The organism is Streptomyces sp. NPDC050315, from assembly GCF_040655775.1.
Lineage (GTDB): Bacteria > Actinomycetota > Actinomycetes > Streptomycetales > Streptomycetaceae > Streptomyces.
Map to the genome: position 1 here is coordinate 527845 of NZ_JBFAKN010000005.1, position 24152 is coordinate 551996.

The window sequence follows — 24152 nt, forward strand, 5'->3', positions numbered from 1 at the left end:
TCACGCCCAGGTTTCGTTCGCCAGAACCGTAAGCCGCCGCTATTTACATCTACAAGAGTCTTAATTAAATTTCTTTCCGAGCAATATTCGGAGCATTTCGACGGGGAGCGGAGAGCCACCGTGTGGGAACCAGTACGTCTGACCTGGCCGAACGTGTCGGGGCGCGCCGACGGCAGTACCGTGCGCAGTTCGCTGACGCGGCTGATCGCCTCGGGCGCCGCCGACTCGCGGGTCGCCCTGGTCCGCGCCACGGACCTGTCCCGTACCGCGGTCAACACCCACCTCGACCAACTGCTCGCGGCGGGCGTCGTCGTGGAGTCGGGCCGCGCCGAAGCCACCGGGCGGGGACGGCCGGCGCACCGGCTCTCGCTCGCGGCCCGCTCCGGTGCGGTCCTGGTGGCCGACGTCGGGGCCCGCTCCGTCCGGCTGGCGGTGACCGACCTCGGCCAGCGGCTGCTCGCCCACCGGCAGGTGCCCTTCGACATCCGGCAGGGGCCCGAGAAGGGGCTCGACGTGCTGAGCGAGCAGCTGGCGGAGCTGCTGGGCGAGGCGGAGCTGACCGCGGAGGACGTCAGGTCGCTGAGCGTCGGCCTGCCCGGGCCCGTGGACTCGCAGATGGGGCGCCCCGTGCGGCCGCCGATCATGCCCGGCTGGGACGGCTATCCGGTCGGCGACCGGCTGGGCGAACGGTTCTCCTGCCCCGTCCTGGTCGACAACGACGTGAACCTCATGGCTCTGGGTGAGGCCCGCTCGCTGCCGGGCGAGGCGGGCCCGTTGCTGTTCATCAAGATCGGTACGGGCATCGGCGGCGGGCTGGTCGCCGGGGACGGCCAGCTGCACCGCGGCGCCGACGGCGCGGCCGGCGACATCGGCCACGTCCGGGTGCCCGGCGCCGATCACGTCGTCTGCGAGTGCGGCAACGTCGGCTGCGTCGAGGCCGTGGCGTCCGCCGCCGCGGTGCTCGGCGAACTGCAACAGCACCACCCGGAGCTGCGTACCGTCGAGGACCTCGCCGACCGGCTGCGCTCCGGGGACGCGAGCGCCGTAAGGGCCGTGCGCGCCGCCGCCGAACCCATCGGGGAGGTCGTCGCGACGCTCGTCCACTTCTACAACCCGCGGACGATCGTCCTCGGCGGCCTCGTCAGCACGGTCAGCGATGACCTGCTGGCCGGGGTGCGCGGCGTCGTCTACCGCCGGGCGCTGCCACTGGCCACCCGCAACCTGACGCTGACGCACAGCAGGCTCGGCCAGTACGCGGGCCTCGCCGGCGGCGCCGTGGCAGGCATCGAACTCGTCCTCTCGCCGGAGAACGTCGGGGGGCTGCTGACGCCCGGCCGGTGAGCGGCGGGCCTCCGGTCAGGGGTTTCGCGGTTTCTCGGCAGAGGATCTCTTGACAGCCCCCACCCCCTGGCCAATGATGCACGTGTCTCGTTAACCGGTTTCGTTCGACCGGCCGGTGGCGCACAGCCGCCGCACCGGATGCCCCATGAGCCCCGCGGTTCTTCCCGCGGAAGCTCCCTGAACGAACGAACGGCGAGAGACATGAGCACGACGGAAGACACCGGTATGCGCCCCCGGCAGCTCAAGCCCGGGCAGCGGACCGTGGTGTGGACGGCATCCCTGGACTCCCCGGCTCCGTACCAGCTGTACGAGACGGCGGACATCCTCCTGGAGGCTCCCAACTGGAGCCACGACGGCGGCAGTCTGCTCCTCAACGGCGACGGCAAGCTGTGGCGACTCGACCTCGACCGGCCCACCGCGCTCCACGAAGTCCCGCTGGACGGCGTACCGCAGATCAACAACGACCACGTCCTCTCGCCGGACGGCGACACGATCTACGTGTCCGGCATGGACGGCCACCTCTACGCCGCGCCGTCCACCGGCGGCCGGGGCACCCGCCTGACCGGGGACGACGGCGTACTGCACTTCCTGCACGGCATCAGTCCGGACGGCGAAACGCTGGCGTACGTGGCGATCCCGCGCGGCGTGCAGGGCGCGCCCGGCCGGCTCGCCCTCATGCCCGCGGCGGGCGGCGCTTCCCGCACGCTCGACACCGGCGCCGGCCACATCGACGGCCCCGAGTACTCGCCCGACGGCGCGTGGATCCACCTCAACAGCGAGGCGTACGCGACCGCTCCGGGGCACGCGCAGCTGTGCCGGCTCCCCGCGGCGGGCGGCCCGCTCACGCGGCTGGTCGCGTCCGAGACCGTCGACTGGTTCCCGCATCTGTCGCCCGACGGCAGGCACGCCACGTACATCGCTTTCCCGCAAGGCACGCTCGGCCACCCCGAGGACCTCGACGTCCACGTCCATGTCGTCTCGACGGACGACTGGGCGCGGCCGCTGCGCACGTACCCGCTCTTCGGCGGCCAGGGCACGCTCAACGTCAACAGCTGGGCCCCCGACAGCAACCGCTTCGCGATGGTGTCGTACCCGCTGTCCGACGAGAAGGCTCCGGCATGACTTCGTACGACGGCTACGAGAGCCTCTTCGACGGGCAGACGCTGAACGGCTGGTACGCCGTTCCCCGCACCTACGGCACCCAGTGGCCGGGCGGCCCGCACGTGCTGACCCCCGAGGACGGCTTCCCGGCCGACTACCAGGTGCACGCGGACGCGCACCCGGCCAAGTGGACCGTCGAGGACGGCGCGCTCGTGGGCCGGCAGGACCCGCCCGGCAGCGGATACGGCGGCTACCTCGTGTCCGAGGAGTCCTTCGGCGACTTCGAACTGGTCCTGGAGGCCAGGCCCGACTGGCCCGCCGACAGCGGCATCATGATCCGCCGGCGTCCGCATTCCTGGGAGGGAATTCAGGTACTCCTCGATCACCGGCGCTCCGGTTCGATCGGCGGTTACTACGGCAATGGCATCGGCGCCTTTCACGCCGTGCCCTTCGCGCTGACCGCCGAGGTGGACGACCGGGGCAATGCCATTGGTCTCCGGGAGGACGATCCGGAAACCAGCGTCGAGCCCTTCTCTCCCGAAAAGCGCGCGTTGCTCATCCGGAGCGCGGAGGTCGAGGAATTCCTCGACGTCTGGCGCTGGAACGACTGGAACGAATTCCGGATCCGCTGCGTCGGCGCCCGGCCCACCGTCACCACCTGGATCAACGGCCTGCTGGTCGCCGAGATCGACATGGCCACGCTCGACGCACCGCACTACGACGCCGACGCCGTCCACGACCTGCTGGGCTCCGAGGGGCATCTCGCCCTGGAAGTGCACGACACCGATCCCCGGCTGGGCCTCGACCGCTGGGGCGCGAACGCCGCCTGTCGCTGGCGGAACCTGCGCATCAAGCGCCTGTAACAGTCCGACCCATACGCTTTGTTCTCAGCGCAGAGGACCCATGATGGATAAAAGAACCGGCCTGTATTCCCGCCTCGGCCTGATGATGGTCCTGGAATTCCTGGTCTTCGGATCCTGGTATCCGACGATCGGCCTGGTACTGAGCAGGAACGGCCTCGGCGACCTCATCGGACTCGTCTTCGTCTTCTCCGCCGTGGCCGCGGTCATCTCGCCCATGTTCGTCGGCGCCCTGGCCGACCGCTTCTTCCCGGCGCAGAAAGTCTTCGGCGTGCTGCATCTCGCCGGCGCCGCCCTGTTGCTCTTCCTTCCGAGCGCGGTGCGGTCCGGAAATGACGCGCTGTTCCTGATCCTGCTCTTCGCCTTCACGCTCTTCTTCCAGCCGACCCAGGCGATGCCGAACAACATCGCCTTCGTGCACCTCGGGGACCGGCACCACGTCTTCCCGTACATCCGGGCCCTCGGCACGGCCTCGTGGATCGTCGCGGGCCTGATCGTCGGCCAGACCGGCCTGTCGGCGAGCCCGGTGATCTTCTACCTCACCGCGGGCTGGGCGGTCGTGCTCGGCGTGTACTCCTTCACCCTGCCCGCCACGCCGCCGCAGCAGCGCGATGTGAAGTTCAAGCCGGGCGACTTCGTCGGCATCGGTGCCTTCGCGCTCTTCCGGCGGCGCAACTTCCTCGTCCTGATGGGCTGCATGCTGCTCATCAGCGTGCCCATCGCGATCTACAACGCGTACGGCTCGACGTACCTGTCCGTCGCCGGCATCGAGAACGTCGCCTCCGTCATGTCGATCGGGCAGGCGTGCGAGCTGGTCTTCATCCTCGTACTGCCGCTGATGCTGCGCACGATGGGCTATCGCGGCGTACTGATCACGGGGCTGGTCTGCTGGATCGTGCGGTGCGGGCTCTTCCTCGCCATGGACGGCGGGCCGCACTGGCTGGCGTTCGTCGTCGTGGGCATGCACGGCGCGTGCAACGACTTCTTCATGATCACCGCGTGCATGTACGTCGACCGCATGGTCTCCCCGGCCCTCAAGGCACAGGCCCAGGCGCTGGTTTTCTTCATGAGCATCGGCGTCGGCCAGGGCATCGGCGCGCTGATCGCCGGCCTCATCTACAACGACGTCATCGGGAACAGCGCGGTCGCCTCCCTCGGCGACTGGGACACGCTGTGGCTGGTCGCCGGCGCGGTATCGGTCGCCGCCACCGCCGTCTTCGTCGCGCTCTTCCGCAAGGAGACCGCCGTCGAGGAGACCACCGCGGGCCCGACGGACGCGAGCCGGGACGCGGACGCCCTCGCCGTGCAGCCGTGAGATCCCCTTGCCGGGCAGCCGTGAGACCCCCTTCCTGAAATGCGAGAAACCATGAAAACCACCTTCCCCCTCACCGGATTCATACAGATCGCCCTGGTCGTCGAGGACATCGACCGTGCGCTCGACGCATGGTGCGAGCTGCTGGACGTCCCGCGACCCCACGTCCGAATCACGCCCGCCGAGCCCAATCCGGACGAGACCTACCGGGGCGAGACCGCGTGCTACGGCTTGAAGTTCGCCGTCCTGGAGTGTCCGGAGCGCGGCTTCGTCATCGAGCTGCACGAGCCCGACGAGAACCCGTCCACCTTCAGGGAATTCCTCGACGCCCACGGCAACGGCGTCCACCACATCGGCTTCCAGGTGGGCGAGGCACGCGACGCGGTGGTCGGCGAGCTGGCGGACCTCGGGTACGCGCTGCGCAACATTGGCCACTATCCCGGCGGCAGCTGGACCGTACTGGACACCGAAGCAGCGCTCGGCGTGAACCTCAACGTCAAACCGCGCCCGTGACGGGGACTGCACGGGCCCCTCAGTCGACCAGGGTGAGCACCGGGGCGAGGCCGTTCGGGCGGGCCGTGGCCGGGAGGTGGTCGACGGGGAGGTAGCCGCAGCCGAGGGCCTGCGCGCCGCCGTCCGCGCGGCGGTCGTCGCCGACCATCAGGACGTCCTGCGGGGGCAGCCCCAGCTCCCGGCAGGCCAGTTCGAAGATCCGCGGGTCCGGCTTCTGGATGCCGTGCTCGAAGGACAGGACGTACGTGCTGATCAGCGGATCCAGGCCGTGCGCGCGCAGTACCGGGCGCAGGTCCCAGCCGATGTTGCTGACCACGCCGGTCGCCACGCCGCGGTCGCGCAGCGCGCCCAGCACCTCGGCGGCGTCCGGGTACGGCGCCCAGGCGGCCGGTGACTTGTGGCGGACGTACAGCGCCTCGTACAACTCCTCGGACGGGAGCGGTACTTGGCGGGCCAGCGCGGTGTACAGCTCGCGGTGGTGCGCGGCCGTGCGGTCCCGGATCCGCCACAGCTCCTCCAGGCCGGCGGGCAGCCGCTCGGGCGAGGAACCGCCGGGCAGCGCGCCGGCGCGGTCCAACTCCCGTACCGCGTGGTCGAATTCGGCATCGGTCATGGTGGTCCCGGTCGCGTCGAGCGCCGCGCGCAGCCAGGTGGCGACCGGCTCGATCCGCAGCAGCGTCCCGGAGAAGTCGAAGAGCACGCCCTTGTACGCCATGGTCACCATCCTGTCCTGTACGGCGGCCCGGGGCCAAGGGCATACGGGGGAGGGGCGGACGTGGCGGCCGGGCTGCCGCCGGGCCGGGGCGTGGTCAGTCGGCGTTGGCTGGGCCGGCAGGCTTTTCGGCGTCCGGTGGCGTGGTGGCCGAGGCCGCGGCGAGGCGGGTGTAGAGGCCGACCGCGGCGGCCACGATCGCCGCGCCCAGCAGCCAGCCGGCCAGTACGTCGGAGAGCCAGTGCACGCCGAGGTACAGGCGGGTGCAGCCGACGCCGAGCACGGACACGACGGCCAGTACGGCCACCACCCGGCGCCACACCACGGGCGCGCCGCGCTCGGCCAGTACCCACAGCGCCAGCCCGCCCGCGACCGTGGCGGTCATCGCGTGTCCCGACGGGAACGAGGCGTAGTGCGCGGAGTCGACCGGGTCCGGCCAGACCGGGCGCGGCCGGTCCAGCAGGGCCTTGATGCCTTGCTGGAGCAGCGTGCCGACGACGGACGTGGCCGCCACCCAGGCGGCGAGGATGCGCACCCCGCGCCACACCAGCCACCCCACGAACACCACCAGCAACGCACGCATCGTCCAGGGGTCCCAGACCCAGTCGGTGAGGATGCGGTTCGCCTGTGTCCAGTCCGGCGACGCGCGCGCCATTTGGTGCAGGTCTCCGGCGATGGTCCGGTCCGTGTGTGCCAGTGGTGCCCAGCGGACGGCCACGAGGACGCCGAGCGCCACGGCCGCGGCGGCGAGCCACCCCGCCGCGTACAGCGCCCGCGCGCCTGCCGTGGTGCCGGGCGGCGTGGCCGTCCCGGGTGCGCTGCCGGTGCCGGAGGAGGACGAAGTACCCATGCCCCGATCCTGTCCGAACCACCCGGGCCCCGGCCACCTCTCAGCTGCACCGATGTCGCGAACCGGACCGCTGCCGGGATCACACTCGTGTCGTGCCCGTCACGTGAGGGCGCTCAGCCCCGGTACGAAGGTGATCAGCAGGGGGACGACCGGTACCAGCGCTGCCACGGCGGTCATGCCGAGCCGGCGGACCGGCGTGAGGCGGGCGGCCGGGGCGAGCAGCCGGTCGACCCGCGCCGGTACCTGCGCGCACTGTGCCGGGCAGGGGCCGAAGACCCCGCGGTCCTCGTTCAGTTCGACCAGCGCCAGGGCGGTCGTCAGCCGTCCGAAGCGGCGCGACGCCATGTCGTCGGCGCACAGCTCGACGAGCCGGTGCACCTGGTCCTGGAACGCCGCGAAGACCGGCACCTGCGGGAACCCCACCGCCAGCGCCGTCGCGCAGTGCAGCAGCAGGTGGTGGCGCGCCCGCGCGTGGCCCTTCTCGTGCGCGATCACCGCGTCGAGCTGATCCCCCTTCAGGCGCCGCAGCGCGGCCGTGGTGACGACCAGCTGCGGCGAGAGGCCCGGCAGCCACCACGCCTCGGCGCGGTCGCCCTCCAGCACCACGAGCGGGTCGTCGGTCCGCTCCTCGCCGGGCAGCAGCGGGGAGCGCAGCGCCACGTCGGCACGGCGCTGCTTGCGGCGCGCCCGCGAGGCCCGCACCTCCCGCGTCAGTACAACGGCGGTCCACGCGCCGCCGCACGCGAGGAGCACGGCCAGTGGGGCCGCCCAGGAGCCGTAGGCGCCGAGCGCGTACGCCTCGATGACGTCGTGCGGGGCGAGCGCGAAGACGTTGCCCCGCACCGCCTCCCAGGCCGCCGCGGCGCTGAGGGACATGGCCAGCACACAGCACAGCAGCACACCGGCGACCACGCACTGCCAGACCCACAGGGCGAGCACCGGCTCGCGGTCGGGCCAGTTCGCGCGGGCCATCAGGCGCGGCGCCACTGCCGCCGCCAGCGCGCCGAGGAGGATCAGCGCGAAGGGGACCATCATGGCCGTCACCTTATGGCGAGAGGCTACTGAGAGGTACGGTCTTGCCCCGGAAGTGACGCATGACACCGACGGATGAGGTGTGAGGCGCTCATAAGTGCTCAGCGCCGGTGTCCGGCCGGCCGCCGACTCTTCCCGACGCCCACACCGTCCGCAGCATCTATACCGTCAGCAGCATCGTGAACATCCCGACGCTCATCGCCGTACGGCAGGCGCTCAGCAACTCCGGCCGCGGCACGGCGGCCGGGCCGCCCGCGGGGGCCACGGCGGGGGCCGGTATCAGGCGTATGCCGGACGCGACGGCGTGCACCGCGAAGTACGCGAGCAGCAGGCCCGTCAGTACCGGTATCCCGCCCGCGCCGCCGTGGACCGCATGGCCCGCGTGCCCGGCACCGGCCTGCGCCGTCGTCATCACCAGCGCCATGTACACCATGGCGAGCGAGCCCACCGCGTGATGCGGATGGCGGGCGGCGAGGGCCCACAGGCCGATCGTCCCGAAGGCCGCCACGAAGACCCAGGCCGACCAGCCGGGCAGCGGCACGACGGCGGCCGGCAGCGCCATCGCCGCCATGCCCAGCGCCATCAGCCCCTCGCCGCGCGCCTGCCCCCGCCAGGCCGGGGCCCGCTCCGCCCCCGCCCCCGCGCGCGAGCGCATGAGGCAGTACGCGCTCGCCGCTGCGCACAGCGCGACCAGCAGCCAGCCGGCCATCGTCGATCCCTGCACGGCGTGCCTCCCCGCTGCTCCGACGCGAACGATCTCTTCCGCTCGCAGGATGCCCGCCGGGGCCTCGCTTCACGGGAGCGCACAGGCGCACTAGGGAGCGCGTGTGCGATTACCGTGCCATCGCCCCCCGTAGTGCCCGCGAGATCGCCCCCGTAGTGCCGTCAGATCCCCGGCCGGTACCGCAGCGGATGGTCCGCCGGGACCTCCGTGAGGACGATCCGGTGGCCGTCCGGGTCGGCGATCCACATCTCGATCAGCCCCCACGGCTCCTTGACCGGCGGCCGCAGGATCTCCACGCCGTGCGCCGCCAGTTCCTCGTGCGCCGCCGCCGCGTCCGCGACCTGGAGCCACAGCTGGAGCGTCGCGGTGGGCGGCTGCTCCGAGCGGCCCGAGACCTCCAGGAAGCCGCCGCCCAGGAAGTACACGACGCCGCGTTCGGGTCCCGTGCCGAACTCCCGGTACACCGGGAGGCCCAGCGCCTTTCCGTAGAACTCCCGCGACCGCTCGGGATCGGCCGGCCGCACCAGCACTCTGCTGCTCAGTACCTGCACCATGGCACGGACCCTACGGGGTGAGCGGCCTCCCGAACACAGTGACGCACGGTCCCGCCCCCTTGTTAGCCTCGTGCTCGCCGGCCCCGCCCGCCCGAGAGGACCCCCGCCCGCCATGGCCACCACGCCCGCACCCGAGCTGACCTTCCGCGCCGCCACCGCCTCCGACGTCCCCGCGCTCGTCGACCTCATCGAGTCGGCGTACCGGGGGGACGCCAGCCGGGCGGGCTGGACCACGGAGGCGGACCTGCTGGCGGGGCAGCGCACGGACCCCGAGGGCGTCGCCGCGGTGGTCGCCGCCGAGGACAGCCGGCTCCTGGTGGCCGAGCGGGACGGCGAGCTCGTCGCCTGCTGCCAGCTCGAACACCGCGGTGCGCACGCCTACTTCGGCATGTTCGCGGTGCGCCCCACGCTCCAGGGCGGCGGTCTGGGCAAGGTGATCATCGCCGAGGCCGAGCGCACCGTAAGCGCCGAGTGGGGCGCCCGTGAGATGCACATGACGGTCATCCGGCAGCGCGCCGAGCTGATCGCCTGGTACGAGCGCCGCGGCTACGCGCGCACCGGCCGGACGACCCCCTTCCCGTACGGCGACGAGCGCTTCGGCATCCCGCAGCGCGACGATCTCGAATTCGAGCTGCTGGTCAAGAAGCTGGCCTGAGGGCCGCCGCTTTCGGGCCGGGCCGCGGCGTGACCGCTACGCGGTGAAGCGCGTCGCCCGGCGGATCTCCGGGAAGTCCGTGACCACGCCGTCCAGGCCCATCCCGCGGGCGATCCGCAGCTGGTCGTGGGTGTTCACGGTCCAGGCGAGCACCCGCAGGTCGGCCGCGTGGGCGCGTTCGACCAGCTCCAGGGTGAGCCGGCGGATGTTCAGCGAGAGGTACTCCGCGCCCACGGTGCGCGCCCGGTCCACCACGTCCGTGCCGTACCGGCTCGCCACCAGGCCCGTGCGCACGCCCGGCAGCAGCGTGCGGACGGCCGCCAGCGCCTCGTCGTGGAAGGAGATCACGTCGACCCGGTCGACGAGGTCGCGCTCGCGCAGCACGTCGGCCAGCGCGCGGGCCGCCGCCACGTCCTTGATCTCGGCCTGCAGCGGCGACCGCACCGCCTCGACGACCTCTTCGAAGACCGGGATGCGCTCGCCCTTGCCCGCGTCCATCTCGCGCAGCGCGGCGAGGGTGTGGTCGGCGATCGGCCCGTGTCCGTCGGTCGTGCGGTCCACATCCGCGTCGTGCATGACGACGAGCGCGCCGTCCTTGCTGAGGTGCACGTCCAGCTCGATGAGGTCGAGCCCTTCGTGTTCGGCGCGGCGGAAGGAGCGCAGGGTGTTCTCCGGCTCCACACCCATGACCCCGCGGTGTCCGATGGTCAGGAAGGACAAGGCTGCCTCGCTTCTGTGTCTGTCGGCTGTGGCTGGCGGTACGGCACCGGCCACCGGCTGTGGCACGGCTGCCGGAAACGGCGGCCAGCCTAACGGGCCGTGCTGACCACGGAGGGAACGCCGGATGTCGTCGCGGCGTGCCCGGCGCGGACGCTCGCGACCCCCAGGACGAGGCCGGTGATGACGGCCGCCACCAGTACGGCACGGGTACTCACGTAGGGCGACTCCATTCTTCTGTGTGCGGACCGGGAACGCCTGATCCTGACGAAGGGCGCGGGCAGGCGGATCCCCTCACCCGTGCGTGGGCGCGTCCTGCGCGTGCTGACGGCCGCCCAGCCTTCCCAGGTCGGCGAGCATCGCCTCGGCCAGTTCCAGCTCCGCCAGGTGCTGCCGCTCGCTCCAGCCCAGCGCGACGCGCGGGAAGTCCCACTCCGGCTCCTGACCGGCGTCGGCCAGCGCCTCCCGTACCTCCCGCAGCCCGGCCCGGGTGCGTTCCCGGTGCCGCTCCACGAGGGCGCGCAGCGTGTCCGGCGCGGCGAGGTGTCCCAGCCAGACGCGCAGGAGGAGCGGGTGCTTGAGGACCGGCGGGCCGCAGTCCTGCGTGCCGTCCGCCCAGGCGGCCAGCGCGTCGCGGCCGTCCTCGGTGATCGTGTAGCGGCGCTTGGCCCGTGGCTCGTCCGGGCCCGAGCGCCGCGAGGTGACCAGGCCCAGCTCCTCCAGGCGGCGCAGCTCGGCGTAGATCTGGCTGATGGCCGGCGACCAGTAGAAGAAGCGGAGCGAGGCGTCGGCCCACTTCTTGAGGTCGTAGCCGGTGCGGCCGGAACGGAAGGAGAGCAGGCCGAGCACGGCCCAGGCGGTGACGGGGAGTCGCGGGTACGTGGTGGCCCCCTGGCGGCGGTACGGCGTGCTTGCCCGGCCATCTTCGGGGCGCGGCGGGGAAGTGCGGTCGCGAAGCCCGAACATCTCGTGTTCCGGGATGTTCCTGATCGGTCGGTGATCGTACGAACGCCGGCTGGTGACCGGATTCGGTCGGTCACCGTGTGTACGCCACTCGGATGGCCGATGCGACAGAAAATGCCGATTCCTGCTACGCCCACAGGAAAAACATCTTCGCGGGTAGGGGCTGGGCAGGATGATTTCCGTTGATCCCTCTTGAGGGGTGAGGGTGATCCGGTTACGGTGTACTCACCGAACGATCTCCTGCCGGAGGGCAGTCATGACGGAAATTCTTTCGCCTGTGAGTGTCCAGGCGGGCACGACAACCGCTGAGCGCGTGGTCGAGCACGCGGCCTGGCCCGTACTGAAGGACGCCGTCGAGGCCATCAGGCCCTGGCAGTCCGCGGACGGCTCCATCGACCTCGACGCCGAGGGCGCGCCCGACGCCGCCGCCGTGCGCCGCGAGGTCGACCGCGTCATAGCCGCGGTCGAGGCGCTCTCCCCGCTGCTGCCGCACGACGCCGCGTACCACCGCGCGCTCGTCGCCGACCTGCGCCGCTGGGCCGACGGCGGCTTCGCCGTGCCGGACTTCCTGGACTCGCTGCTCGCCTTCCAGCCGGCCCGCGACCGTGCGGACGGCCTGCAGCACCTGGTCGTCTTCCCGATGTACACGCAGAACGGCAACCCCGACCGCAACTTCGAGGCCGTCGTGCTGCGCATGGTCTGGCCCGAGTGGCTCGCGGAGCTGGAGCGCACCCGCTTCGACAACCCGCTGTTCTGCGGCATCACCTTCGAGGACTTCACCGCCGGTTACGACACCAACTCCGCGGTGCTCTTCCCCGAGACCATCGCCGTGCGGGAGGCCCCCGAGCGCTTCAGCTGGGGCGGCATCTTCTGCGACCGCGAGGCCGCGCGCTTCCGCCGGGTCAGCGAGGCCGCCGTGGAGGTCCTCGGCATCGACCTCCCGGACGACGTGCGCGCGATGCTCGCCGACCAGGACCGCTGCCAGCAGGCGTTCGTCCTGTGGGACATGGTGCACGACCGCACGCACAGCCACGGTGACCTGCCCTTCGACCCGTTCATGATCAAGCAGCGGCAGCCGTTCTGGATGTACGGCCTGGAGGAGCTGCGCTGCGACCTCACCGCCTTCAAGGAGGCCGTGAAGCTGGAGGCGGAGGGCCTGCCGCAGGCCAGGGACGTCCAGTACGCCGTGATCTTCGACCGGATGTTCCGCTTCCCGGTCACCGGCGACCGCGTGAAGAACTACGACGGTCTCGGCGGTCAGCTGCTCTTCGCGTACCTCCACAAGCACGACGTGGTGCGCTGGACGGACAACACCCTGCACATCGACTGGCAGCGGGCCCCGCTGGTCACCCAGCAGCTGTGCGGCGAGATCGAGAAGCTCTACCGCGACGGCATCGACCGCCCGAAGCTGGTCCACTGGTTCGCCGCGTACGACCTGGTCTCGACCTACCTCGCGCCGCACCCCGGCTCGGTCTGGGCCAAGGGCCCGGACGCCCTGGATCTGAGCCTCCCGCCGCGGAAACTCGTCGACGAGGTGCTTCCGGACGAATTCCCGTTGAGCATGTTCTATGAGGCCCTGCGCAAGAAGCTCCGTGATGTCATCGCCTCCACGAAGGGCATCACGGCCGGCGACGAGGCAGGGGCGGCGGCGTGAGCGCGGACAAGGAGCAGCGGGAGGCCGAGATGACTACTACGACCGGTAACCAGGGCGTACTGGAGGGCGCGGTCGTCGCGGTGGCCGGCGCGGGCGGCCCGGCGGGGCGGGCTGCGCTGCTGCGGCTGGCCGAGGCGGGGGCCACGGTGGTCGCCTCGGACGCGGACGCCGGGCGGCTGGCCGAGGCGGTGGACGCCGCGCGGTACGCCCACGGCGGCGCGACCGTCACGGGCGACACCGTCGACCTGCTGGACCTGGACGCCACCCGGGACTGGGCGGACCGTACGGAGAAGGAATTCGGCCGGATCGACGGCCTGGTGCACCTCGTGGGCGGCTGGCGCGGCTCCGCGTCCTTCGCGGAGACCGACCTCGCCGACTGGGATCTGCTGGAGAAGCTGCTGATCCGCACGGTCCAGCACACCTCGCTGGCCTTCGAGGGCCCGCTGAAGCGCAGCGGCAACGGCCGCTACCTGCTCATCAGCGCGGCGGGCGCCAGCAAGCCCACGGCCGGGAACGCCGCCTACGCCGCCTCCAAGGCCGCCGCGGAGGCCTGGACGCTCGCGCTGGGCGACGCCTTCCGCAAGGCCGGGGGCGAGGGCGGCCCGCACGCGGCGGCTGCCATCCTGGTGGTCAAGGCGCTCGTCAACGACCAGATGCGCGCCGAGCGACCGAACGCGAAATTCGCGGGCTTCACGGACGTGACGGAGCTGGCAGAGGCCGTCGTCGGCGTCTGGAACCGGCCCGCCCAGGAAGTGAATGGACAGCGTCTGTGGCTGACCCCCAAGCCGTGAGTGCCGGCAAGACCGACGCGCGGCGCCACCACGACCCCTCGGTACGCGGCTTCGCCAGCGACAACTACGCCGGCACGCACCCCGAGATCCTCGAAGCGCTCGCCCTCGCCAACGGCGGTCACCAGATCGCCTACGGCGGGGACGAGTACACCGAGAATCTCCAGCGCGTCATCCGCAGCCACTTCGGGCAGACCGCCGAGGCGTTCCCCGTCTTCAACGGCACCGGCGCCAACGTCGTCGCCCTCCAGGCCGTGACCGACCGCTGGGGCGCGGTGATCTGCGCCGAGTCCGCGCACATCAACGTCGACGAATGCGGGGCGCCGGAGCGCGTCGGCGGCCTGAAGCTGCTGACCGTCCCCACCCCGGACGGCAAGCTCACCCCCGAGCTCATCGACCGCGAGGCGTACGGCTGGGACGACGAGCACCGGGCCATGCCGCAGGTCGTCTCGATCACGCAGAACACCGAACTCGGCACGCTCTATACCCCCGATGAGATCCGGGCCATCTGCGAGCACGCCCACGAGCGCGGCATGGTCGTGCACCTCGACGGCTCCCGGATAGCCAACGCCGCGGCGTCGCTGGACGTTCCCATGCGGGCGTTCACCAACGCCGTGGGTGTGGACATCCTGTCGCTGGGCGGCACGAAGAACGGCGCGATCTTCGGCGAGGCCGTGGTCGTCATCAACCCCGACGCCGTGCGCGCCATGAAGCACCTGCGCAAGCTGTCGATGCAGCTGGCCTCGAAGATGCGCTTCGTGTCCGTACAGCTCGAAGCGCTGCTGGCCAAGGACCTGTGGCTGCGCAACGCCCGGCACGCCAACACGATGGCGCAGCGGCTGGCCGCCGGGGTGCGTGCGGTCGAGGGCGTGGAGATCCTGTACCCGGTCCAGGCCAACGCCGTCTTCGCGCGGCTGCCGCACGATGTGAGCGAGCGCCTGATGAAGCGGTACCGCTTCTACTTCTGGGACGAGGCGGCCGGCGATGTCCGGTGGATGTGCTCGTTCGACACCACCGTGGAGGACGTGGACGGCTTCGTGGACGCGCTCCGCGAGGAGATGGGCCGACCGTAAACGCAGGCCGTAAGGCGAAGAAGATACGCGACGCGCGGTTCAGTGAGCTGCACTTTTCGGTGCAGCTTGCTGAACCGCGCTCGTGCGTGCTGGAATGCCTGCCATGAGCATCTCCGTCACCGTCTCCGATGACGTCCGGGCGCTGGCGCCCGGCTTCGCGCACCTCGTCGTCGAGGCCCATGACCTGGTCAACGGACCCAGCGATGACGCCAGTTCGGCGCTGCTGGACGAGGCGGCGGCCCGGCTCGCCGCGCGGCTGTGCGGCACGCCCCCGCAGGAGGAGCCGCACATTGCCGCCTGGCGCGCCGCGTACACCGCCTTCGGTGCCAAGCCCTCGCGCACCCGTAACTCCGCCGAGGCGCTGGCCCGGCGCGCCCTGGCCGACGGCGGCCTGCCGCGCGTCAACCGAATCGTCGATGTCTACAACGCGATCAGCGTCGCGCACGTCCTCCCGGTCGGCGGCGAGGATCTGGGGCGTATCGAGGGGGACATGCGCCTCGTACGGGCCACGGGGGACGAGCCCTTCGAGACGGCGGCCGGGGGCGAGCCCGTGACCGAGCACCCCGAGCCGGGTGAGGTCGTCTGGCAGGACGGCATCGGCGTCACCTGCCGCCGCTGGAACTGGCGCCAGGGCGTCCGCACCCGCCTCACCGAGGACTCCACCAGCGCACTGTTCCTACTGGAGCGGATGGCGCCGATGAGCCTGGACGCGCTGGAGGAGGCGGGCGCGGAACTGGCCGAACTGCTGGAGAAGTTCTCCCCGGGCGCGCGCATCGAGATGGGCGAGATCCGCCGCTGAGGCGCGCGCCGGAGGGTCAGCCCGCCGTCCGCGGTGCCGGTGCCGTGCCGCCCAGGTGTGCCGGCACCCACCAGGTGTCGTCCGGGCCCTTGGGGCGTACGGGGTACGCGCGCTGGGCCGCCTCCAGCAGGTCCTGCACCCGGAGGCGCAGCCGGTCGGTGATCTTCTCGGCCTGCTCCTCGGCGGGCGCCTCGATCGGCTCGCCGACCCGGATGGTGATCGGGAAGTGGTTCCGCCCCAGGTCGCGCTTGTGGCCCTTGGTCCACAGTCGCTGCGTGCCCCACAGCGCCATCGGGATCAGCGGCACGCCGGCCTCCTGGGCCAGCCGGGCCGCGCCGGACTTGAAGTTCTTCAGCGTGAAGGACTCCGAGATCGTGGCCTCGGGGAAGACCCCGATGATCTCGCCGCCGCGCAGCGCGCTCAGCGCGTGGCGGTAGGCGTGCACACCCTGCGCGCGGTCCACGGGGATGTGCTTCATCGCGCGCATCAGCGGCCCGGACACCTTGTGCCGGAAGACCGAGTCCTTCGCCATGAAGCGCACCAGGCGCTTCGCGGGCAGCGCGGCCAGGCCGCAGAAGACGAAGTCCAGGTACCCGATGTGGTTGCTCACCAGCACCGCGCCGCCGCGCCGCGGAATGTTCTCCGCTCCGGCGATGTCGAACTTCAGGTCCAGCGCCTTGAACGCCGTGCGGGCGAAGCCGATGACGGGCGGATAAACGAGCTCTGCCATGGTCGGGGGGTCCCCTTCTGTGCCTGGGGAGGGGCTCTCCCGGCGGGATGTTACGCAGCCGTAGCTTTTGGGCTTTCGGAGATCGTGCCCGAAGAAGGGCCCAGGGGCTACCGTCGGGCCGCTTCGGGCCGGGAGATCCTCGTCACGTCCGTGTGCGGTGTATCCCTGCCGCGTACCCCGGTAACCGCTGATCAACCGGGTTCCGGGGGCTGACGGTACACCGGCCGGGAATCATCGCCGGCCCGCATACGCTGACACCGGAGGCACATACGCGTGCACATGTACGGGCGCGGCGACGGAAGGCCGAAGGTGGCAGGGCAGGCAGGACAGCAGGGGACGGAGCGGCTGACCGCGGAGCGGATCGGCGCCGGACTGGGGGAGCGGGCCACGCTCGTACAGTTCTCCAGCGCCTTCTGCCAGCCGTGCCGGGCCACCCGCCGCACGCTGGAGGACGTCGCGGGCATGGTGCCGGGCGTGACGCACGTCGAGGTCGACGCCGAAGCCCATCTCGACCTCGTACGGGAGCTGCGCATCGTGCGCACCCCGACGGTCCTCGTCCTGGACGCGGCCGGCACGGTCGTGCGCCGCGCCTCGGGCCAGCCCCGCAAGGCGGACGTCATCGCGGCCCTGGGTGCCGCGGTCGGCACCTGAAGCTCATGAGGGTGGCCCGTACACGCTGCGTGATTGTGGTCGCACCTGCCCGTGAGCACTTGACTGCATCACGCACGCATCGCCAGGCTGACGTCATGCGGCCTGATCCCCTTCTGTACGGACGTGTCCACGTGGACCTCCTGCGCACCGCGAGCGCGCGTTGTCCGGGCGTGTGAGCAGCGACGACAGCGCCACTCCGGCTCGTACACCACAGCAGAAGGACACGTTCATGACCGTCTCGTCCGATCTTGCGGCACCCCAGCTGGCCTCTCCCGAACTGCTGCGCTCGGTCTTCCGGCGGCACGCGGCGGGAGTCGCGGTGATCACCGCGCAGGGCCCGCACGCGGGCCCGGTCGGCTTCACCGCCACCTCCCTCACCTCCGTCGCCGCCGAACCGCCCCTGATTTCCTTCGGGGTGGGCACCGGCAGCTCCAGCTGGCCCGTCCTCGCGGAGGCGGAGTACGTCGGCGTGCACATACTCGGCGAGGACCAGCACGAGCTGGCCGCCACCTTCGCGCGCAGCGGTGCCGACCGCTTCGCCGCTCCCACCTCCTGGCACACCGGCCCCCAGGGGGTGCCGGTCCTCGACGGCGTGCTCGCCTGGCTGGTCGGCCGGGTCGTGGCGCGGGTGCCCGCGGGGGACCACCGGATCGTGCTGGCCGAGGCCGTCGTCGGGGATCCGACGGGGCCGGGCCGGCCGTTGCTGTACCACCAGGGAAGCTTCACGGCCCTACGTGACTGACACCCCGTCCGGCGGCCCCGACACGCCAGGTCGGGGCCGTTGGCAAGGTCACAGTTCGACTCGCTTGCCATCGGGGAAATGCATAGGTGTACTGGCGAGTAATATTTCGGTCGGCGCGAGGACGCGCACCCGACCGGGAGCCGCCCCAACAGGCGCTTATGCTGCCAGCACAAGGCAGTTGTGAAGCGACGAAGCAGGTAGGAGAGCCGGCGTGAGCCTGAGGATCGTTGTCTGTGTGAAGTACGTGCCCGACGCCACCGGCGACCGGCACTTCGCCGAGGACCTGACCGTCGACCGCGACGACGTGGACGGTCTGCTCTCGGAGCTGGATGAGTACGCCGTCGAGCAGGCTCTCCAGATCAAGGAAGCGGCCGACGACGCCGAGATCACGGTGCTCACCGTCGGCCCCGAGGACGCCAACGACGCGCTGCGCAAGGCGCTGTCGATGGGCGCCGACAAGGGCGTGCACGTCGAGGACGAGGACCTGCACGGCACCGACGCGGTGGGCACCTCCCTCGTGCTGGCCAAGGCCATCGAGAAGACCGGTTACGACCTGGTCGTCTGCGGCATGGCCTCCACCGACGGCACCATGGGTGTCCTCCCGGCGATGCTGGCCGAGCGCCTGGGCGTCCCGCAGGTCACCCAGCTCTCCGAGGTCTCCGTCGAGGACGGCGTCGTGAAGGGCCGTCGCGACGGCGACACCGCCACCGAGCAGCTGGAGGCGTCGCTGCCTGCGGTCGTGTCGGTCACCGACCAGTCCGGTGAGGCGCGTTACCCCTCCTTCAAGGGCATCATGGCCGCCAAGAAGAAGCCGGTGGAGTCCCTGGAGCTGGACGACCTGGACATCGACGCGGACGAGGTCGGTCTGGAGGGCGCCTGGACCAAGGTCGAGGACGCCACCGAGCGTCCGGCGCGCACCGCCGGCACGATCGTCAAGGACGAGGGCGAGGGTGCGAAGCAGCTCGCTGAGTTCCTTGCGGGCCAGAAGTTCATCTAAGGCCCCTGCGGCCGGGGTTCGCCCCGGCTCGGTCGCCCCTCAACCGCCTCATTCTTTCCCGCAGGAGTGCAATCCCATGGCTGAAGTCCTTGTCTTCGTCGACCACGTGGACGGTGCCGTCCGCAAGCCCACCCTCGAACTGCTCACCCTCGCCCGCCGCATCGGCGACCCGGTCGCCGTCTCCCTCGGCAACGGCGCGGCCGACACCGCCGCCGCGCTCGCCGAGCACGGCGCGGTCAAGGTCCTGACCGCGGACGCCCCGGAGTTCGCCGACTACCTCGTCGCCCCGAAGGTGGACGCGCTGCAGGCCGCCTACGAGGCCGTCTCCCCGGCCGCCGTGCTCCTGCCGTCCTCCGCGGAGGGCAAGGAGATCGGTGCCCGTCTCGCGGTGCGCATCGGCTCCGGCATCATCACCGACGCCGTCGACCTGGAGGCCGGCGACGAGGGCCCGGTCGCGACCCAGTCGGTGTTCGCCGCCTCCTTCACCACCAAGTCCCGTGTCTCCAAGGGCACCCCGGTCATCACCGTCAAGCCCAACTCCGCCGCTCCGGAGGCCGCCCCGGCCGCCGGTACGGTCGAGGCGCTCGCGGTGACCGTGGCCGACTCCTCCAAGGGCACCAAGGTCGTCTCCCGCACCCCGCGTGAGTCCACCGGCCGCCCGGACCTCACCGAGGCCGCGATCGTGGTCTCCGGTGGCCGTGGTGTCAACGGTGCCGAGAACTTCCCGGTCATCGAGGCGCTGGCCGACTCGCTCGGTGCGGCCGTCGGCGCCTCGCGTGCCGCGGTGGACGCGGGCTGGTACCCGCACACCAACCAGGTCGGCCAGACCGGTAAGTCCGTGTCGCCGCAGCTGTACATCGCGGCGGGCATCTCCGGTGCGATCCAGCACCGCGCCGGTATGCAGACCTCGAAGACCATCGTCGCGATCAACAAGGACGAAGAGGCTCCGATCTTCGACCTGGTCGACTACGGCGTCGTCGGCGACCTCTTCAACGTGGTTCCCGCGCTGACCGACGAGGTCAAGTCCCGCAAGGGCTGACCCGTCCCACGGCACGTCACCGGGCCCCGTACGCGCACGCCGCGTACGGGGCCCGGCGTTTGGGAGAACGGCGCGAACTGTGCGCGGCGGCAAGATGGGTGTTGACCTGGCCAGACGGCGCGGATAGCTTCACTATGCGGAGTTTCACTTCCGTGAAGCGAAACTTGCCTAACTCTTAAGCGAATCTGGGATGGAAACGTCCCCCTATCGGGAGGGTGTCGAATGCCGCAGCAGGAGACCGTGGCCACGAGCCTTGCGAGCACCGTACGCGAGGAGATCGGAGCCTCTCTGGCCGCGGTCGACGCGGACCTCGCGCGGCGCTACCCAGGTGATCCGGGCACCCGCCAGCCCGTCCACACGGTCTACGTCCCCGGTGACGTCTTCGCCGCCGACACCATCCGCTCCTGGGGCGAGGCCGCGCGCACGGCGCTGGACGAGCACGCCCCGGACGCCGCGGCCCTCGCCTCCGTACTGGGCATCTCCGACGAGCTCGCCGGGCCCGTGTACGACCGCGTACGCGCCAAGCTGGAGCGGGAGCCCATCGAGGACCTGCGCGTCGACTTCGAGGACGGTTACGGCGCCCGCGCGGACGCCGAGGAGGACGAGGCGGCCGCCCGCGCCGCCGCGACGATCGCCGCCGCGTACCAGGACGGCACGGCAGCGCCGTACATGGGCATCCGCATGAAGTGCATGGAGGCCGCCGTCCGCGACCGCGGCATCCGCACCCTGGACATCTTCCTCACCGGCCTCATGCGGGCCGGCGGCCTCCCCGACGGCCTCGTCCTCACCCTCCCGAAGGTCACCTACGCCGAGCAGGTCACGGCCATGGTCCGGCTGCTGGAGGCGTTCGAGAAGGAGCACGGCCTGCCCGCCGGCCGGATCGGCTTCGAGATCCAGATCGAGACCACCCAGTCGATCCTCGGCGCCGACGGCCGCGCCACCGTCGCCCGCATGATCGAGGCGGCCGAGGGCCGCGCCACCTCGCTGCACTACGGCACCTTCGACTACAGCGCCTCCTGCGGCGTCAGCGCGGCCCACCAGTCGCTGGACCACCCGGTCGCCGACCACGCCAAGGCGGTCATGCAGGTCGCGGCGGCCGGCACGGGGGTCCGGCTGTCCGACGGTTCCACCAACGTCCTGCCCGTCGGCTCCACCGAGCAGGTCCACGACGCCTGGCGCCTCCACCACGGCCTCGTACGCCGCTCCCTGGCCCGTGCGTACTACCAGGGCTGGGACATGCACCCGGGCCACCTGCCGACCCGTTACGCGGCCGTGTACGCCTTCTACCGCGAGGGCCTCGAAAAGGCCGCGGCGCGCCTCGCCGCGTACGTCGCCAAGGCCGGCGGCGCCGTGATGGACGAGCCCGCGACGGCCAAGGCGCTCAGCGGCTACCTGCTGCGCGGCCTGGACTGCGGCGCCGTCGACATCGCCGAGGTCGCCCGGCTCACCGGCCTCACGCGCGCTGACCTGGACGGCCTGGCGGGCCGGCCGACGCAGGGCTGACCTGGATGGGCTGATCCGGACGGGCTGACCTGGCGGGGTCAGCCCTTCAGGGCGGCCAGCGTGGCGGACAGGTCCGTGGCACCGGCCCGGTTGTACGGCAGCTTCGCCAGTACCCGGGCCATGCCGCAGGTGTCGGTGAGCGCCGAGAAGACCAGCCCGCTGGCGATACCGGCCGACAGCAGCCGGGCGGCGGGCCACCGGCGCCCGGCGAGCAGGCCGGTCAGCACCAGCGACCCGGCGGCCAGCCGCACCTGACGCTCCATGGCCCAGACTGCGCGCCCGCCCTCCGGGCGCTGCACTTCGAGCCCGTGCTGCACCCAGCCGTTGGTGCCGCCGGTGAGGGTGGCGGCCTCTATGCCCTGCTCGGCGAGGGTGGCGCAGGCCTGCGCCGACCGGTTGCCGGAGGCGCAGACCATGAGCAGGCCGGCCCGCTCCGCCGCGCTCCGCAGCGCGGGCACGGCCTCGCCGAGGCGGTCCAGGGGGATGTTGTGCGCGCCGGGCAGATGTCCGGAGGCGTACTCCCCGGGCGTCCGCACGTCGATCACGGTCAGCTCGTCGAGCCGCGCGGCGGCCTGGTCGGTGGTGAGGGCGGCGGGGGTGCCGGTGGCGGTCATGCAAAGCTCCTTGCTTCTGTGTACGTCGCTTCTGTGTACGTCGGTGTATGTCGGTCAGCGTGACGAGTGCCCGGTCATGTCACGGCGTCCACCGCCATGAAGGCCGCCACTGCCAGGAGTGCGACGGCGAACGTCCGTTGCAGCAGCGGACCCGAAGCCTTCGCGGCCAGCCGCTTGCCGTCCCACGCGCCCAGGATCGCGGTGGCCGTGAAGGGGCCGATGATGCCCCAGTTCAGGCCGCCCATGGTCGTGCCGCGAGTGGCCAGCGAGGCCAGGGAGTTGGCCGAGATGACCAGCAGGCTGGTGCCGACGGCGGCCCGCATCTCGAAGGCCAGCACGGTGACCAGCGCCGGTACGGCCAGGAAGCCGCCGCCGACGCCGAGCAGCCCGGTCAGCGCGCCCAGCCCGGCGCCGCTGCCGGCCGCCCTGACCGGTTGTACCGGGGACGGCTGTCGCTGCCCGTCGGCGTCCGGCCGGGCGCAGCGCAGCATACGGACGGCCGCCAGCGCCGCCACGGCGGCGAACGTGAGCGTCAGCGCCCACTGCGGCAGCCGCGCCGCCGCCGCGCCGGCCAGCGCCGCCGGTACCAGCCCGGCGGCCGCGAACAGCGCGCCGGCCCGCCACCGTACGTTGCCCGCACGGGCATGGGCGTACAGGGCCGTGAGTGAGGTGGCGGTGACGATGAGGAGGCTCGCGGTGGTCGCCGCCGCCGGGGTGAAGCCGAGGAGGTAGATCAGCGCGGGGACGGCGAGCACGCTGCCCCCGCCGCCGAGTGCGCCGAGCGCCAGGCCGACCACGGCCCCGGCGACCAGGGCCAGAATGAGTCCCGTCATCGAGCCGTATCGGTCCCGGGCTCGGGGAGTACGAGCTTGAGCCCGGCCGGTGCGGCCGCGTCGAACCGGTCGTCGACGGCGACGACGTCCCGCCCGGCCGCGTCCAGCAGGGACGCGGCGATCGCTGCCCGCATCCCGCCCGCGCAGTGCACCCACACCACGCCCGCCGGCACCTCTCCGATGCGGCCGTGCAGCTCGTGGATCGGGATGTGCAGCGAGTCCGCGACGTACCCGCCGGCGCGCTCGGAGTCCCGCCGTACGTCCAGTACGACCAGGTCCTGATCGGCCGTGGCGCGCGCGAGATCCGCGAAGGTGGCCCGCGGGAAGGAGCGCAGCTTCTCGCCGTCGCGCAGCCAGCTGTCCGGCGCGCCCGTGGCCGCGGCCGCCGGCCGGTCGATGCCCACCCGCGCCAGCTCCCGCTGCGCGTCGGCGATCTGCGCGGGCGTCTCGGCCAGCAGCGTGACCGGCTTGCCCCAGGGGATCAGCCAGGCCAGGTACGTGGCGAGCTTCCCCTCGCCCTCGAAGTTGAACGAACCGGCGAGGTGCCCTTCGGCGTACGCGACCCGGTTGCGCAGGTCCACCACCCACTCACCGGCCGCGAGCCGCCGCGCGAGCTGCTCGGCGTCGGCGGGCTCCGGCGGGGTGAGGTCCACGGGCGCGGGCCCTGCCGCGTTGGCCGGGCCCATGTGCGCGTAGTACGCCGGTACGTCCTCCAGGCCGGCCAGCAGCTCCGCGACGAAGGTGTCCACGTCCTGGGTGAACGCGGCGTTGTTCCGCCGCTCCGCGCCGATCGTCGTGCTGTCCCCCGCGGCCTGCGCCGACGAACAGAAGCTGCCGAAGCCGTGCGTCGGCAGTACCTGCACCTCGTCGGCCAGCTGGTCGGCGAGGCGGTGCGCCGAGGCGTACTGGGCGCGGGCCAGCCGCTCGGTCAGCCGCGGTTCGACCAGGTCGGGCCGCCCGACCGTGCCGATCAGCAGCGAGCCGCCGGTGAACGCGGCCACGCCGCTGCCCGCGTCCTCCAGTACGTAGGAGGTGTGGTGCGGGGTGTGCCCGGGGGTCGCCACCGCCCGCAGGACCAGGCCCTCGTCGACCGTGACGGTGTCGCCGTCGGCGATCGGCGCCCGCGCAAACGAAACGGCCGCGTCGGCCGGGACCAGGTAACGGGCGCCGGATATTCGTGCCAGCTCCAGCCCGCCGGTGACGTAGTCGTTGTGCACATGGGTCTCCGCGACGTAGGCGATCCGGACCCCGCGCCGGGTGGCGGCCGCGAGGACCCGGTCGATGTCGCGTGGCGGGTCGATCACCACCGCGGCCGAGCGCCCGCCCGCCAGATAGCTGCGGTTGCCCAGCCCCTCGAATTCCAGGGTGTCGACGAAAAACACGGCAGCGCCCCTT

General features: G+C 71.8%; 28 protein-coding genes. 16 read left to right on the forward strand and 12 right to left on the reverse strand.

What is annotated here, in order from left to right; translation table 11 throughout:
- Positions 1-120: 120 nt before the first annotated feature.
- From AB0I82_RS21305 to AB0I82_RS21325, 5 genes are all read left to right on the forward strand, one after another.
- Positions 121-1341 carry an ROK family protein gene (locus AB0I82_RS21305; protein WP_363258878.1) on the forward strand — a complete coding sequence of 407 codons (1221 nt, stop codon included), beginning with the start codon at positions 121-123 and terminating at the stop codon, positions 1339-1341.
- A gap of 201 nt (positions 1342-1542) precedes the next feature.
- Positions 1543-2463 carry a hypothetical protein gene (locus AB0I82_RS21310; protein WP_363258879.1) on the forward strand — a complete coding sequence of 307 codons (921 nt, stop codon included), beginning with the start codon at positions 1543-1545 and terminating at the stop codon, positions 2461-2463.
- Positions 2460-3305, forward strand: coding sequence for a DUF1080 domain-containing protein (locus AB0I82_RS21315; protein WP_363258880.1), 846 nt, complete (start codon positions 2460-2462; stop codon positions 3303-3305). The genes AB0I82_RS21310 and AB0I82_RS21315 overlap by 4 nt, the downstream gene beginning before the upstream one ends.
- Positions 3306-3348: 43 nt before the next feature.
- The gene (locus AB0I82_RS21320; protein ID WP_363258881.1) at positions 3349-4617 is read left to right on the forward strand and encodes an MFS transporter; all 1269 of its coding nucleotides are present in this window, start codon (positions 3349-3351) and stop codon (positions 4615-4617) included.
- 51 nt (positions 4618-4668) lie between these two features.
- Complete coding sequence (locus AB0I82_RS21325) at positions 4669-5127, forward strand: VOC family protein (protein ID WP_363258882.1); 459 nt, start codon at positions 4669-4671, stop codon at positions 5125-5127.
- Positions 5128-5146: 19 nt separating this feature from the next.
- On the opposite strand, the gene AB0I82_RS21330 is transcribed toward AB0I82_RS21325, so the two are convergent.
- The 5 genes from AB0I82_RS21330 to AB0I82_RS21350 all read right to left on the reverse strand — a co-directional run bounded on the left by AB0I82_RS21330 (position 5147) and on the right by AB0I82_RS21350 (position 8999).
- Positions 5147-5842, reverse strand: a complete 696-nt coding sequence (locus AB0I82_RS21330; protein ID WP_363258883.1) for an HAD-IA family hydrolase — start codon at positions 5840-5842, stop codon at positions 5147-5149.
- Positions 5843-5936: 94 nt separating this feature from the next.
- On the reverse strand, positions 5937-6689 hold the full coding sequence (locus AB0I82_RS21335) for a phosphatase PAP2 family protein (RefSeq protein WP_363258884.1): 753 nt from the start codon (positions 6687-6689) through the stop codon (positions 5937-5939).
- Between the two features lie 99 nt (positions 6690-6788).
- Complete coding sequence (locus AB0I82_RS21340) at positions 6789-7724, reverse strand: M56 family metallopeptidase (RefSeq protein ID WP_363258885.1); 936 nt, start codon at positions 7722-7724, stop codon at positions 6789-6791.
- Between the two features lie 157 nt (positions 7725-7881).
- On the reverse strand, positions 7882-8445 hold the full coding sequence (locus tag AB0I82_RS21345) for a DUF5134 domain-containing protein (RefSeq protein WP_363258886.1): 564 nt from the start codon (positions 8443-8445) through the stop codon (positions 7882-7884).
- Positions 8446-8606: 161 nt separating this feature from the next.
- Positions 8607-8999, reverse strand: coding sequence for a VOC family protein (locus AB0I82_RS21350; RefSeq protein WP_031059322.1), 393 nt, complete (start codon positions 8997-8999; stop codon positions 8607-8609).
- A gap of 112 nt (positions 9000-9111) precedes the next feature.
- Here AB0I82_RS21350 and AB0I82_RS21355 point away from each other — a divergent pair, with 112 nt between their 5' ends.
- Complete coding sequence (locus tag AB0I82_RS21355) at positions 9112-9654, forward strand: GNAT family N-acetyltransferase (RefSeq protein WP_363258887.1); 543 nt, start codon at positions 9112-9114, stop codon at positions 9652-9654.
- 36 nt (positions 9655-9690) lie between these two features.
- Here AB0I82_RS21355 and AB0I82_RS21360 read toward each other — a convergent pair whose 3' ends face one another.
- The 3 genes from AB0I82_RS21360 to AB0I82_RS21370 all read right to left on the reverse strand — a co-directional run bounded on the left by AB0I82_RS21360 (position 9691) and on the right by AB0I82_RS21370 (position 11337).
- A complete protein-coding gene (locus tag AB0I82_RS21360; protein WP_363258888.1) occupies positions 9691-10374 on the reverse strand; it encodes a glycerophosphodiester phosphodiesterase family protein in 684 nt (227 codons plus the stop codon).
- 89 nt (positions 10375-10463) lie between these two features.
- Positions 10464-10589, reverse strand: a complete 126-nt coding sequence (locus tag AB0I82_RS21365; protein ID WP_363258889.1) for a hypothetical protein — start codon at positions 10587-10589, stop codon at positions 10464-10466.
- A 76-nt stretch (positions 10590-10665) separates the two neighbouring features.
- On the reverse strand, positions 10666-11337 hold the full coding sequence (locus tag AB0I82_RS21370; protein ID WP_363258890.1) for a helix-turn-helix transcriptional regulator: 672 nt from the start codon (positions 11335-11337) through the stop codon (positions 10666-10668).
- A gap of 253 nt (positions 11338-11590) precedes the next feature.
- Between AB0I82_RS21370 and AB0I82_RS21375 the strand changes: the two genes are divergently transcribed.
- From AB0I82_RS21375 to AB0I82_RS21390, 4 genes are all read left to right on the forward strand, one after another.
- Positions 11591-12988, forward strand: coding sequence for a DUF6421 family protein (locus AB0I82_RS21375; RefSeq protein WP_363258891.1), 1398 nt, complete (start codon positions 11591-11593; stop codon positions 12986-12988).
- 29 nt (positions 12989-13017) lie between these two features.
- Positions 13018-13779 (forward strand): SDR family NAD(P)-dependent oxidoreductase, encoded by a 762-nt coding sequence (locus tag AB0I82_RS21380; protein ID WP_363259083.1) that lies wholly within the window; start codon positions 13018-13020, stop codon positions 13777-13779.
- Complete coding sequence (locus AB0I82_RS21385) at positions 13776-14849, forward strand: low specificity L-threonine aldolase (RefSeq protein ID WP_363258892.1); 1074 nt, start codon at positions 13776-13778, stop codon at positions 14847-14849. Before AB0I82_RS21380 ends, AB0I82_RS21385 begins: the two co-directional genes overlap by 4 nt.
- 103 nt (positions 14850-14952) lie before the next feature.
- The gene (locus tag AB0I82_RS21390; protein ID WP_363258893.1) at positions 14953-15648 is read left to right on the forward strand and encodes a phenylalanine--tRNA ligase beta subunit-related protein; all 696 of its coding nucleotides are present in this window, start codon (positions 14953-14955) and stop codon (positions 15646-15648) included.
- 16 nt (positions 15649-15664) lie between these two features.
- On the opposite strand, the gene AB0I82_RS21395 is transcribed toward AB0I82_RS21390, so the two are convergent.
- On the reverse strand, positions 15665-16378 hold the full coding sequence (locus tag AB0I82_RS21395) for a lysophospholipid acyltransferase family protein (RefSeq protein ID WP_363258895.1): 714 nt from the start codon (positions 16376-16378) through the stop codon (positions 15665-15667).
- Between the two features lie 279 nt (positions 16379-16657).
- On the opposite strand from AB0I82_RS21395, the gene AB0I82_RS21400 reads away from it, so the two are divergent.
- From AB0I82_RS21400 to AB0I82_RS21425, 6 genes are all read left to right on the forward strand, one after another.
- Complete coding sequence (locus AB0I82_RS21400; RefSeq protein WP_363259084.1) at positions 16658-17029, forward strand: thioredoxin family protein; 372 nt, start codon at positions 16658-16660, stop codon at positions 17027-17029.
- Between the two features lie 95 nt (positions 17030-17124).
- The gene (locus AB0I82_RS21405) at positions 17125-17205 is read left to right on the forward strand and encodes a putative leader peptide (RefSeq protein WP_351598915.1); all 81 of its coding nucleotides are present in this window, start codon (positions 17125-17127) and stop codon (positions 17203-17205) included.
- Between the two features lie 53 nt (positions 17206-17258).
- The gene (locus tag AB0I82_RS21410; protein WP_363258896.1) at positions 17259-17771 is read left to right on the forward strand and encodes a flavin reductase family protein; all 513 of its coding nucleotides are present in this window, start codon (positions 17259-17261) and stop codon (positions 17769-17771) included.
- Between the two features lie 211 nt (positions 17772-17982).
- Positions 17983-18768, forward strand: a complete 786-nt coding sequence (locus AB0I82_RS21415) for an electron transfer flavoprotein subunit beta/FixA family protein (RefSeq protein ID WP_363258897.1) — start codon at positions 17983-17985, stop codon at positions 18766-18768.
- A gap of 76 nt (positions 18769-18844) precedes the next feature.
- The gene (locus AB0I82_RS21420) at positions 18845-19807 is read left to right on the forward strand and encodes an electron transfer flavoprotein subunit alpha/FixB family protein (protein ID WP_363258898.1); all 963 of its coding nucleotides are present in this window, start codon (positions 18845-18847) and stop codon (positions 19805-19807) included.
- A 222-nt stretch (positions 19808-20029) separates the two neighbouring features.
- Positions 20030-21310: an aldolase/citrate lyase family protein gene (locus AB0I82_RS21425; protein WP_363258899.1), complete on the forward strand. Its 1281-nt coding sequence runs from the start codon at positions 20030-20032 to the stop codon at positions 21308-21310.
- A 38-nt stretch (positions 21311-21348) separates the two neighbouring features.
- On the opposite strand, the gene AB0I82_RS21430 is transcribed toward AB0I82_RS21425, so the two are convergent.
- The 3 genes from AB0I82_RS21430 to AB0I82_RS21440 form a co-directional block, all read right to left on the reverse strand.
- Positions 21349-21924 (reverse strand): rhodanese-like domain-containing protein, encoded by a 576-nt coding sequence (locus tag AB0I82_RS21430; RefSeq protein WP_363258900.1) that lies wholly within the window; start codon positions 21922-21924, stop codon positions 21349-21351.
- Positions 21925-21998: 74 nt separating this feature from the next.
- A complete protein-coding gene (locus tag AB0I82_RS21435) occupies positions 21999-22757 on the reverse strand; it encodes a sulfite exporter TauE/SafE family protein (protein ID WP_363258901.1) in 759 nt (252 codons plus the stop codon).
- Positions 22754-24139, reverse strand: coding sequence for an MBL fold metallo-hydrolase (locus AB0I82_RS21440; RefSeq protein ID WP_363258902.1), 1386 nt, complete (start codon positions 24137-24139; stop codon positions 22754-22756). The genes AB0I82_RS21435 and AB0I82_RS21440 overlap by 4 nt, the downstream gene beginning before the upstream one ends.
- Between the last annotated feature and the right edge of the window lie 13 nt (positions 24140-24152).

What these genes read in the sequence shown, in the direction of transcription:
- AB0I82_RS21310 (WP_363258879.1), top strand. Translation starts at nt 1,543, where the DNA reads ATGAGCACGACGGAAGACACCGGTATGCGCCCCCGGCAGCTCAAGCCC.
- AB0I82_RS21315 (WP_363258880.1), top strand. Translation starts at nt 2,460, where the DNA reads ATGACTTCGTACGACGGCTACGAGAGCCTCTTCGACGGGCAGACGCTG.
- AB0I82_RS21320 (WP_363258881.1), top strand. Translation starts at nt 3,349, where the DNA reads ATGGATAAAAGAACCGGCCTGTATTCCCGCCTCGGCCTGATGATGGTC.
- AB0I82_RS21325 (WP_363258882.1), top strand. Translation starts at nt 4,669, where the DNA reads ATGAAAACCACCTTCCCCCTCACCGGATTCATACAGATCGCCCTGGTC.
- AB0I82_RS21330 (WP_363258883.1), bottom strand. Translation starts at nt 5,842, where the DNA reads ATGGCGTACAAGGGCGTGCTCTTCGACTTCTCCGGGACGCTGCTGCGG.
- AB0I82_RS21335 (WP_363258884.1), bottom strand. Translation starts at nt 6,689, where the DNA reads ATGGGTACTTCGTCCTCCTCCGGCACCGGCAGCGCACCCGGGACGGCC.
- AB0I82_RS21340 (WP_363258885.1), bottom strand. Translation starts at nt 7,724, where the DNA reads ATGATGGTCCCCTTCGCGCTGATCCTCCTCGGCGCGCTGGCGGCGGCA.
- AB0I82_RS21350 (WP_031059322.1), bottom strand. Translation starts at nt 8,999, where the DNA reads ATGGTGCAGGTACTGAGCAGCAGAGTGCTGGTGCGGCCGGCCGATCCC.
- AB0I82_RS21355 (WP_363258887.1), top strand. Translation starts at nt 9,112, where the DNA reads ATGGCCACCACGCCCGCACCCGAGCTGACCTTCCGCGCCGCCACCGCC.
- AB0I82_RS21370 (WP_363258890.1), bottom strand. Translation starts at nt 11,337, where the DNA reads ATGTTCGGGCTTCGCGACCGCACTTCCCCGCCGCGCCCCGAAGATGGC.
- AB0I82_RS21375 (WP_363258891.1), top strand. Translation starts at nt 11,591, where the DNA reads ATGACGGAAATTCTTTCGCCTGTGAGTGTCCAGGCGGGCACGACAACC.
- AB0I82_RS21380 (WP_363259083.1), top strand. Translation starts at nt 13,018, where the DNA reads ATGACTACTACGACCGGTAACCAGGGCGTACTGGAGGGCGCGGTCGTC.
- AB0I82_RS21390 (WP_363258893.1), top strand. Translation starts at nt 14,953, where the DNA reads ATGAGCATCTCCGTCACCGTCTCCGATGACGTCCGGGCGCTGGCGCCC.
- AB0I82_RS21395 (WP_363258895.1), bottom strand. Translation starts at nt 16,378, where the DNA reads ATGGCAGAGCTCGTTTATCCGCCCGTCATCGGCTTCGCCCGCACGGCG.
- AB0I82_RS21400 (WP_363259084.1), top strand. Translation starts at nt 16,658, where the DNA reads ATGTACGGGCGCGGCGACGGAAGGCCGAAGGTGGCAGGGCAGGCAGGA.
- AB0I82_RS21405 (WP_351598915.1), top strand. Translation starts at nt 17,125, where the DNA reads ATGCGGCCTGATCCCCTTCTGTACGGACGTGTCCACGTGGACCTCCTG.
- AB0I82_RS21410 (WP_363258896.1), top strand. Translation starts at nt 17,259, where the DNA reads ATGACCGTCTCGTCCGATCTTGCGGCACCCCAGCTGGCCTCTCCCGAA.
- AB0I82_RS21420 (WP_363258898.1), top strand. Translation starts at nt 18,845, where the DNA reads ATGGCTGAAGTCCTTGTCTTCGTCGACCACGTGGACGGTGCCGTCCGC.
- AB0I82_RS21425 (WP_363258899.1), top strand. Translation starts at nt 20,030, where the DNA reads ATGCCGCAGCAGGAGACCGTGGCCACGAGCCTTGCGAGCACCGTACGC.
- AB0I82_RS21430 (WP_363258900.1), bottom strand. Translation starts at nt 21,924, where the DNA reads ATGACCGCCACCGGCACCCCCGCCGCCCTCACCACCGACCAGGCCGCC.
- AB0I82_RS21435 (WP_363258901.1), bottom strand. Translation starts at nt 22,757, where the DNA reads ATGACGGGACTCATTCTGGCCCTGGTCGCCGGGGCCGTGGTCGGCCTG.